Genomic DNA, 9,693 nt, shown 5'->3' with positions numbered 1-9,693 from the left:
CGATGAGCACAACTGCAAAGGCCAGTACCGCGCCGCCAACGAGGAGGTGCCCGATGCTCACCGCGCTTCGCACGCCGCCTCGACCTCGCGTGCCGGTACGCACGCACCAATGGAAGCACGACCGCGCGCCCGGCAGGCGGCGAATAGACGCACGTCCGCGACCGCGATGAGATCCGCTTGGCTCGTAGTTTGGCCAGCGGATCCGGAGCGTGGCGCCGCTATCAGGGCGCGGTTGGCGATCCACCTAACCCCCACGTACACTTTCCTGTACAGGAGGCGATGATGAAGACGATGAGCTACACCGAATCCCGGGCTCGCTACGCCGAGGTACTCGATGGCGTTGCCAACGACCGCGAGGAGGTCATCATCACCCGGGCGGGACATGAGCCCGTGGTCATCGTCTCCCTCGAGGACTACGAGTCCCTCCGGGAGACGGCCTACCTGATGCGTTCACCCGCCAACGCCCGACGCCTCCTCGACGCCATGGAGCGTCTGGAGGCCGGTCGCGGTAACGGTCATGACCTGATCGAGACCGACTGACGTGCTGCTCGTCTGGGACGAGAACGCGTGGGAGGACTACCTCTGGTGGCAAGCGCAGGACCGCAGGGTCTTGAAGAGGATCAACGTGCTGCTCGCTGACATCCAACGCCACGGCAACGAGGGCATCGGCAAGCCGGAAGCGCTCAAGCATGACTTCGCGGGCTACTGGTCCAGACGCATCACCGATGAGCACCGCCTCGTGTACAAAGTCGTCGACGACGAGGTCAGGATCGCTGCCTGTCGCTACCACTACGGATAGAGCGAGGCCGTGCGGGTCGACATGCCCGTGCGACAGCAGGTGGAGCGGCTATCACAGCGGGGCATTCGGCCTGTGCGCGTAGCCTCGGATGGTGTCCACCAAGCCAGAGCGACGGGCCGCCCGCGAAGCCGTGGCCGGGTACCACCAAGCCCAGTTGGCCCTGCTGGTAGAGCGGGTGGGCGCTGCGGTCGACCGTTACCGCGCCGGCGAGCTGGATGCGTTCGACATCGACCACGTCATCTTCCAGTACTCGCGCGCGGCGAAGGAGCTCTGGAAGTTCTGCAATCTGGCGGACGTCGAGACCACCGCCAACTTCATCCGCGAATGCCCTCCGGACGACTGGTGGGAGCGGGGAGCACCACGGAAGCGATGAAGCCGCGCGCCAGCCTCAGGCGACGTGGGCTCAAGCGGGCCCTCGGGGTGGTCGACTGGCGGCGTTGTGACGCAGGTCCGAGCCGCGCAACTCGCGGCAAGAGCGGACGTCTGTAGCGCCCACATCGCGGCAGTTTTCTGTCGTCTCAGTACACCACCTCCCGCGCGGACCCACGGGCACTCGTGCAGCTCGGATCTTCGGTGTCAAGCGATGCTTGCCGGGCCCGGTTGGGCTTGGTGGTCGCTTGTTTGGATGAGGTCGGCGGCGCGCTCGGCGATCATGATGGTGGGCGCGTGGGTGTGGCCGCGGATGATGCGTGGCATCACCGACGCGTCCACAACTCGCAGCCCGTCCAGGCCGCGGACGCGTAGCTCGGGGTCCAATACCGCGGCATGGTCGCTGCCCATGCGGCAGGTGCCAACGGGGTGATATGCCGTCTGGGCGTATTCCCGAATGAGCGCCACCAACTTCGCGTCATCGACCTTGCCCGGATAGGGCGCCATGGGGGCTCCGACGTAGGGCCGCAGCGCAGCTGTCTCGCACAGCCGTTCGGCGATGCGCACGCCGGCAACAAGACCGCGCAGGTCCGACTCGGCGGTGAGGTAGCCCGGGTCGATGACCGGCGGCTCCGCCGGGTTGGCACTGGCAAGGCTGATGTTGCCGCGGCTCTCCGGCTGCAGCAGTTCGACTGCCAAGGTCAGCCCGTGGCCGGGTGGAGCTGTCATGCCCTCACCTAGGAACGGCACCGGAAGCCACACGAGCTCAAGATCAGGGGCGGCCAGCGCTGGGTCGCTCCGGACGAAGGCGACTGCCTCGTTCACGCTGGAGGTGAGCATCCCGCGGCGCGCGAGCAGGAAACGGATCAGTTGGACCGGGGAGTCGGCCGCGACGAGTGTGATCGGCTTCGGGCAGTGAAACACGACCCCGCAGGCCAGGTGGTCCTGCAGGTTCGCACCGACACCCACAAGTTCGTGGCGCCGCACCACGCCGGCAGCGCGCAGCTGGTCGGCGTCGCCGATGCCAGAGAGCATGAGGAGCTGTGGTGAGTTGACGGCGCCGGCGCTGAGGATCACCTCGCTGGAGGCGGTGACTCGCTGGGTCACACCAGCCTCATCGCGGTACTCCACGCCGGTGGCACGGGGACCGTCAAGCAGAATCCGTTGGGCGTGAGCCCCGGTGATGACGGTGAGATTGGGCCGCCGCATGGCGGGGCGCAGGTAGGCGTCCGCGGTGCTGTGCCGCAGCCCGCGGCGCTGGGTTACGGGGGTTGGTGAGTAGCCGGTGTTGTCCGGCTCGTTGAGCTCGCCGAGACGGCGCAGGCCAAGTTCGGCGCATGCTGCCAGGAAAGCCGATGTGGTGGGGTTGGGGTCGCGCAGCTCGGAGATGAACTGCGGTCCCGCGGTGCCGTACACCCCGCCAGCGTTGCTACCCACGCGGTGCTCGGCCCGCTGGAAGTACGGCAGTACCTCGTCATATGACCAGCCGGGACAACTTTGCGCCCAGCCGTCATAATCGGCGCGGTGCCCGCGCGTCCACGCCTGTGCGTTGATCGAGGACGAACCGCCCAGGGTCCTGCCACGCGGCCAGTACACCTCCCGATCCGACAGGTGCGGTTGCTTGGTCGTGCGGTAGTTCCAGTCGTACTCGGTCAGGAAGAGTTTGATGAAAGCCGCCGGTATACGGATCTCCCGCTTGCGGTCCGGCCCGCCGGCTTCAAGCAGTGCAACTTGGCACGCAGGGTCGGCCGAGAGCCGGTTGGCCAGCACACAGCCCGCCGACCCGGCGCCCACGATGACGTAGCGATAATTCCCGGCAGCCATCACATCCCCGGCCCTCCTGTGGGCCGGACTTCTCCCGCCAGTTCTACCCGGGCTCAACGATGCGGGCAAGAAGCGCCGAGGCCAATCAGGCGTGGCAAGCCAGCCCAGGAGGGCCTCAGCCTCGTAGCGCACTCCGATGAGCCCACCTGTTAGCCAGGTCCCGGTCTAGAACGACCTCACGGACTGCGGGTATGTGATGAAAGGTGCTTGGACGCCGGAGCCATCAGCGCCTAACCGACCAACCTCACAGGATCACCGTCGTACACCACGGGTCCGGACTTGACCCCAAGGCTTTCCACAAGTTCCCCGAGGGGCGAGTTCCCTGATCGACGTGGCAGCGTCAAACTGGGCGGATTGACGCGCTGCACTCATTTCGGGCCGAGCTCTACGCGGAAAGCCGCCGGACGCTCGAGACTGGGCTGGGATGCATGGTGGGGCGGAACTCCCGCACGGCCTGCTGACCCTCCAAGTCGACGCATGGCTCACAGTGAACGCCACGTTGGCGGACCCCTGACGCGCCGCAACTCTTCCGGAGGGTGGCGGCCGTCGAGCGTTTCGAGGCACCGGAGCCGGTGGGAGAGTCAGAAGTTCGTCGCCATGTTGGTGAAGCGGCTGAAGTGCCCCTGGAACGCGACGACGATCGTGTCGGTGGGGCCGTTTCGGTGCTTGGCCACGATCAGGTCTGCCTCGCCCTCGCGCGGCGAGTCCTTCTCATAGGCGGCCTCACGATGCAGGAGGATCACCATGTCGGCGTCCTGCTCGATGGAGTTGTGGACCGCGATGCCGTTGGCGATGAAGTTGTGCGCGCCGAGAACTGTTGCGTCATAGACCTCTTCCACGCCGTCAGCCTCCACTGAGGCCACCTCGTCCCACAGCACGTCGTTGGCAGCCTCCAGGTCGAGATCGAGGCTGTCGAGCAGCTCCGAGACCCGCTCCAGGTCGTACCCCTCGTCACCGAAGAACCCGTTACCGAGGTCCTCGGGGCCTATCGTCACGCGCGACTCACGCGGACCGTCCCCAGGATCACCACCACCAGCGGCGGGCACACCGATCCCTGACCGCTCCCGCACGATGGCCAGCAGTGCCTCAGCCGCCGGCGACCGCTCGCCATGGACCGCGATCTCCTGCAGGAACCGGCGCTGGTCATCCACACCGGCGACCGCGAGCTCCCACATCCCGCCGACACTGGCGATCACCGCCGAGATCCCGAAGCGCAACAGCAGCCGCGACACGTCCTCGAGCAGCTGACGCGACTGGTGCCGCAGCACGATTCGTCCCTCGCGAGCTGCCTCGTCCACGGCCACCACGCCATCGAGCGACCAGAGACTCCCGATGAGCAGCCCGATCTGCCGCTTCGGGAAGTACCCGACGTCAGGCGGCAGCGTCCGCTCCGCCATCGGGTAGACATCAAAGCCGATACGGCATCCCATTGTCTCGACACGGGCCCCCGGCCGCTCGCTCGTCCTCGACGACATGATGCGCGCCCCGACGCGGAGCTCCCCGTCTTCCAGCACCTGCTCGTGCCGCTCAGGCGCCGGCACGTGTCGCGGCACGGCAACCCGGTCCCCGGTCCGCAGCTCCCCCAGAGGCGTCCAGCCCGACACGGTGAGGAAGGGATGGTTCTCGGTCGCCCGCACGGTCTTGCCCGAGGCCAGGGTCAGCCGGAACACCGGACGCACCCCCGTCGAGAACACCTTGGTCATCGGGCGAGCCACGTAGCGCAGCGACTCGTCGAGCCCCCACACCGGCACCGGATCATCGGGCCCACGGGCAAAGTGGGCGACCAGGTCCGCGATCGACATCTCGGCACCCGTGTCCGCACGCAGCACCCGCGTCTCTGCCGTAAGACACCCGGACTCACGCAGGTCGCTCATCTGCGGCTTCTTGTCCGTGCGCTGCTCGGGTCCGCGGTTCAGCTGCGAGATCGCGATGACCGGCACCTCGAGCTCCTTGGCCAGCAGCTTGAGCGCCCGCGAGAACTCCGACACCTCCTGCTGCCGCGACTCGACGCGCTTGCCCGACGACATGAGCTGCAGGTAGTCGATGACGACGATCTTCAGGTTGTGCCGCTGCTTGAGGCGCCGGCACTTCGCCCGGATCTCCATCAGCGACATGTTGGGCGAATCGTCAATGAACAGAGGCGCATCCGAGACCTTGCCCATCGTCGAGGCGAGCCGCGTCCAGTCCTCCTCGCGCATGGTGCCCTTGCGCATGTGCTGGAGCTGGATGCCGGCCTCGGCCGAGAGCAGGCGCATGGTGATCTCGGTGCGGCTCATCTCGAGCGAGAAGATGACTGCTGCCATCTTGTGCTTGATCGCCGCCGACCGCACGATGTCGAGCCCGATCGTCGAGTTGTGCGTCGGGATCATGGTCCGGCCGGCGAGGTACAGGTGGTCCTCCGCCTCGACCTCGATGCAGCGGACCGGCACCGAGCTGACCCGCTCCACCCGGTCGATCTTCCACAGCGCCAAGGTGATTCCCGACACCCCGAAGCCCGGAACCCGCTCGACCGTGACGACGTGGCCCAGCCCTTCGGCGGCCATCACCTCGGCCGTCGTCAGGACGCGCTTGTCCGAGCCGTCCAGCCGAACGGACCACTGGTGCTGCTCGTCCGCCACGAGCACCGACCCGTCGGAGAACTCGACCTCGTAGCACGGTCGGTCCTCCATCACCTCGGTGGCAGCCATGACCCGAGTCGGTCGGCCGTCGGCGCCGAGCACGAGGTCCCCGACCGACACGTCGCCCATCGTCGTCCAGCCGTCGGGCGTGGCCAGCGGGGTGTTGAGCGCCAGAGCCTTGCCCATGGCAGGCCGGGCCGCGATCACGATCATCTGCCCAGGGTGCAACCCGTTGGTCAGTGAGTCCAGATCAGTGAATCCCGTTGGCACACCGGTCATCTCACCAGACCGGCCGGACGCCACCTCGATCTCATCCACCGTCGCCTCGAGGATGTCGCCGATCGCGTGGTAGTCCTCGCCACCCCGCTTGTCCGCGACCGAGTACACCTCCGCCTGCGCGGCGTTGACGATGTCCTCGACGTCGCCGCCGCCCTGTGCGTAGCCGAGCTGCACGATCCTGGTCCCCGCCTCGACGAGGCGCCGCAGCACCGCGCGCTCGGCCACGATCTGCGCGTAGTACCCGGCATTGGCCGCCGTCGGCACCGAGGCGATGAGCTGGTGCAGGTAGGCCTGTCCGCCGATCCGCGCCAGGTCGCCGCGCTTGGTCAGCTCATCGGCGACGGTGATCGCGTCAGCCGGCTCGCCACGCCCATAGAGGTCGAGGATCGCGTCGTAGATGAGCTCGTGCGCCGGCCGGTAGAAGTCGGTGCCCTTGAGCTGCTCGACGCAGTCGGCGATGGCGTCCTTGGACAGGAGCATGCCGCCGAGCACGGACTGCTCCGCCCCGACGTCCTGGGGAGGCAGCCGGTCGTCCGGCGGCCCGCCCTCGCGCGAGGCCGTGGCGAAGGCACTCGTGCTCAGCTCATCGAGCGACACGCGCTCCCCTTCCGTGACGACGTTACCCCTGACCCCCAACTGCACCACGCGCCACTGACAACCACCCGAACGGCACGCCGCGGCCACGCTGAGCCGTCACGGTCGAGGTTGGGGACGCTCCCGACGGGTACCGTTCAGCGAAGCAGGCACCACCGTAGAGCCCAGCATGAACCGCCCACAACGCGATCCGTCGAATACGCGAATCCGCCTGTGGACAACATGTGCACACGCGGCGGCGACACACCGGCACTTCTTGTGGACAACGTGTGCGGAGTGCTGTGACTGCGGGTGTGGATCCCCTTGCGGTTCCTGGCTGACGACCTGCGCAAACGCCTGTCCACGTCCTGTGGACAGAAATGGGGACGGCCCTGTGCGTCATCCACAGCCCGCGCACAGGTCCAGACAACACCCAAAGACGCACAGGCGTGTGCCGCTGGGCTGGCTGCCAGCCCAGCGTCACCGCCGCGGTGGTGGCCTGGGTAGGCCCGGACGTCGTCCTCAGTGCTTCCCGGCCACGCAGAACTCGTTCCCCTCGACGTCCTGGAGCACCGTCCACCGGACGCCGTCCTCGTCGTGGTCCGCGACGACGGACGCCCCGAGTCCCACGAGACGCTCGACCTCCGCATCACGGTCCTCCGCGGAGAAGTCCGGGTGAGCCCGGTTCTTCGCCACCTTGGGCTCCGGCACCTTGGCGAACATCCACGACTGCCCGCCCGGCTCCTTCAGCCCGATGGACGCGAACTCCTCGCTCGCCCCATCATCGAGCGGCCGGTCCAGCGCGCCCGACCAGAACTCCCCGAGGCGCAGCGCGTCGCTGGAGTCCATCACGATTGCACCCATCGTCAGTGCCATCATCAGTTCCCTTCTCTGTGTTGGTGATTCACACGTCATCCAGCTCTACCGGCCAGCAGATGTCGGTTCGGTACGCCGAGGGATCGTCCACCTCACGCGGCCCCACGAGATAGACCTCCCGCACCGGCGCGCCCGTCGGACGCCCGTGGTGCGCGACCCAGGCGCCGAGCGCCTGGTAGCGCTCGTCGATCGAGTCGTAGCCACCCCGATGCGTCAGCACCGCCGCAGTGACCGCGGGCAGCTCGAGCCTGAGCAACCCCGCGCCCACATTCGCGGGAGCCTCCTCGACCGGAACGTAGGCCGTCGCGGGTTCGCCTGTCTCGTCGAGGATCTCGGCTTGGTAGAGGCCCGTCGGAGACCCGGCCACGCGCAGTCCCAGCGCCTCGACGCGAGCGAGCACAGCGGCATACGACCCCTCGAGGAACGTCGCGAAGCCGTCCCCGCTGACGACACCCGACACTGCGATGGCAATCTGCGGCGGCAGCCGCACGACCCGCGCCGGCGTCTCGTCCGCGGGCTCGGTCCTGGACAGCTCGGCGACGATCCGCTCGGCCCGCTCGAGCTCTGACCGCATCTTCGCAGTGTGTTCGGCCAGCACGCGCCGGGTCACCTCGAGGTTGCGGGCAGCGAGCACCTCGCGCACCGCAGCGAGCGGCACGTCGAGGTCCCGGAGCCGTCGCACGACCGCGGCATCAGCGAGCTGGCCCACGTGGTACGAGCGGAATCCGGTCTCCTCGTCGACGACGGCCGGCTCGAGGATCCCCTGCGCGTGGTAGGCCCGCAGCGCCTTGATGGAGATCGACGAGGCCCGCGAGAACGTCCCGATGGACATCAGTGGTTCGGTCACGCGCCCATCGTGGAGTCTCCCCCCGGGGGAGAGGCAAGACCCACCCAGATCGTATGCCGCTGAGCTCGGTCAGTCTCGAAGGCCGGCTGCCGCCTCGGCGTAGTACTCGCGGTTGCGCAGGCCGGTCGCAGCGTCCTCGTCGACGACGACCGTCGCCCTCGCGTGCCACTGCAGCACCGAGGCCGGGCACGACGCGGTGAGTGGCCCCTCCACCGCTGCGGCAACGGCCGCTGCCTTGCCGGGCCCGGTCGCCACGAGGACCAGAGCTCGCGCCTCGAGGATGGTCCCGAGACCCTGCGTGACGCAGTGGGTCGGCACCTCCTCCGGCTCCCCGAAGAAGCGGGCGTTGTCGAGGCGCGTCCGGTCCGACAGGCGCTTGACCCGGGTTCGCGACGTCAGGGCCGAGCCCGGCTCGTTGAAGCCGATGTGGCCATTGGACCCGATGCCGAGGATCTGGACGTCGATGCCGCCAAGCTGGCGGATCGAGTCGTCGTAGGCCGCTGCGGCAGTGACGAGCTCGTCCAGCGTGCTGCCCGACCCATCCGGGACGTGGAGGTTGGCCGGGTCGAGCGTGAGGGGGCCGCAGACCTCCTTGGTGAGGACTTCGCGGTAGGACTGCGGATGACCGGCCGGCAGCCCGACGTACTCATCGAGGGCGAAGCCATGCACCCGCGTCAGGTCGACCTCCCCCGAGCGCCGTGCCCGCGTGAGCTCGCGATAGAGGCCGAGCGGTGAGGAGCCGGTCGCCAGTCCCAGGTTCGCGCTGGTCCGGGCATCTCCCGTCGTCGCGCTGGCGAGTGCCTCCCCGACGATGCCGGCCGCCCGGACAGCCACTTCCTCCGCGCTCGGAAGGACGATGATCTCCATGGTGCTTCGGCCCTATCCGGCGAGGTCCTGGCCCGCCAGAGCGGACGGGTCCAGCCCGCCGAGGCTGGCAGCGCCGATGGCGGCGATCGGCACGTCCTGCGGGAGCACCTCGAACCGGTCCTGCAGCTGCAGGGACGCCATGAGTGGCGACGCTTGGGACCGGTCGTGCAGGTCCTGCCGTACGGCCGTGGCGAGCGGCTCACCGAGCCCTGTCAGGCCGCCGCCCACCGCGACGTGCTCTGCGCCGGCGGCCAGGACGAGGATCTGCACCGCAGTGGCGACCCCTCGGGCCAGGTCGTCTGCCGCTGCCCGGGCGACCGCGTCACCGGACCCTGCCGCTGCGTAGAGGTCGGCCGGGGCGCCCGGCCATCGCCGTGCCAGAGCGGTGCCCGACGCGAGGGTCTCGAGGCATCCGACCTGGCCGCACGAGCAGGCCATGTCGCCACCGACGGGGATGTGCCCGATCTCGCCCGCGGCTCCGTCGAGCCCTCGGACCACCCTCCCCTCGACGACCATCGCGGCCGCGAGCCCGGTGCCGAGGTTGAGGTAGCCGAGCGACCGCGGCACGACACCGCTCCCCGCGAGCAGCTGGACGGCACCGCGTGCAGCCGCCTTGACGTCGTTCTCCACCTGCACCGGGA

At 68.5% G+C, this 9,693-nt stretch carries 9 protein-coding genes; 3 read left to right on the top strand and 6 right to left on the bottom strand.

Going from position 1 to position 9,693, the window contains the following annotated elements; all coding sequences use genetic code 11:
• Nucleotides 1-282 precede the first annotated feature (282 nt).
• From VJN29_RS18280 to VJN29_RS18270, 3 genes are all read left to right on the top strand, one after another.
• Nucleotides 283-540, top strand: coding sequence for a type II toxin-antitoxin system prevent-host-death family antitoxin (locus tag VJN29_RS18280; protein WP_324145070.1), 258 nt, complete (start codon nt 283-285; stop codon nt 538-540).
• A 1-nt stretch (nt 541) separates the two neighbouring features.
• Nucleotides 542-799, top strand: coding sequence for a Txe/YoeB family addiction module toxin (locus VJN29_RS18275; RefSeq protein WP_324145069.1), 258 nt, complete (start codon nt 542-544; stop codon nt 797-799).
• A gap of 88 nt (nt 800-887) precedes the next feature.
• On the top strand, nt 888-1,172 hold the full coding sequence (locus VJN29_RS18270; protein ID WP_324145068.1) for a hypothetical protein: 285 nt from the start codon (nt 888-890) through the stop codon (nt 1,170-1,172).
• Between the two features lie 203 nt (nt 1,173-1,375).
• Here VJN29_RS18270 and VJN29_RS18265 read toward each other — a convergent pair whose 3' ends face one another.
• The 6 genes from VJN29_RS18265 to VJN29_RS18240 form a co-directional block, all read right to left on the bottom strand.
• Nucleotides 1,376-2,992 carry a GMC family oxidoreductase gene (locus tag VJN29_RS18265; protein WP_324145067.1) on the bottom strand — a complete coding sequence of 539 codons (1,617 nt, stop codon included), beginning with the start codon at nt 2,990-2,992 and terminating at the stop codon, nt 1,376-1,378.
• Between the two features lie 581 nt (nt 2,993-3,573).
• Complete coding sequence (dnaB, locus tag VJN29_RS18260; protein WP_324145066.1) at nt 3,574-6,486, bottom strand: replicative DNA helicase; 2,913 nt, start codon at nt 6,484-6,486, stop codon at nt 3,574-3,576.
• Between the two features lie 498 nt (nt 6,487-6,984).
• Nucleotides 6,985-7,341 (bottom strand): VOC family protein, encoded by a 357-nt coding sequence (locus VJN29_RS18255; protein WP_324145065.1) that lies wholly within the window; start codon nt 7,339-7,341, stop codon nt 6,985-6,987.
• Between the two features lie 25 nt (nt 7,342-7,366).
• Complete coding sequence (locus VJN29_RS18250; RefSeq protein WP_324145064.1) at nt 7,367-8,185, bottom strand: MerR family transcriptional regulator; 819 nt, start codon at nt 8,183-8,185, stop codon at nt 7,367-7,369.
• A gap of 69 nt (nt 8,186-8,254) precedes the next feature.
• A complete protein-coding gene (locus tag VJN29_RS18245; protein ID WP_324145063.1) occupies nt 8,255-9,052 on the bottom strand; it encodes a glucosamine-6-phosphate deaminase in 798 nt (265 codons plus the stop codon).
• 12 nt (nt 9,053-9,064) lie between these two features.
• A partial coding sequence (locus VJN29_RS18240; protein WP_324145062.1) for an ROK family protein occupies nt 9,065-9,693 on the bottom strand: 629 nt, incomplete at its 5' end.

This window comes from Intrasporangium sp. (assembly GCF_035280925.1).
Taxonomy (GTDB): Bacteria; Actinomycetota; Actinomycetes; order Actinomycetales; family Dermatophilaceae; genus Intrasporangium.
Note: the sequence above shows the minus strand (reverse complement) of the source record. Positions and strands in the feature narration are given on the sequence as shown.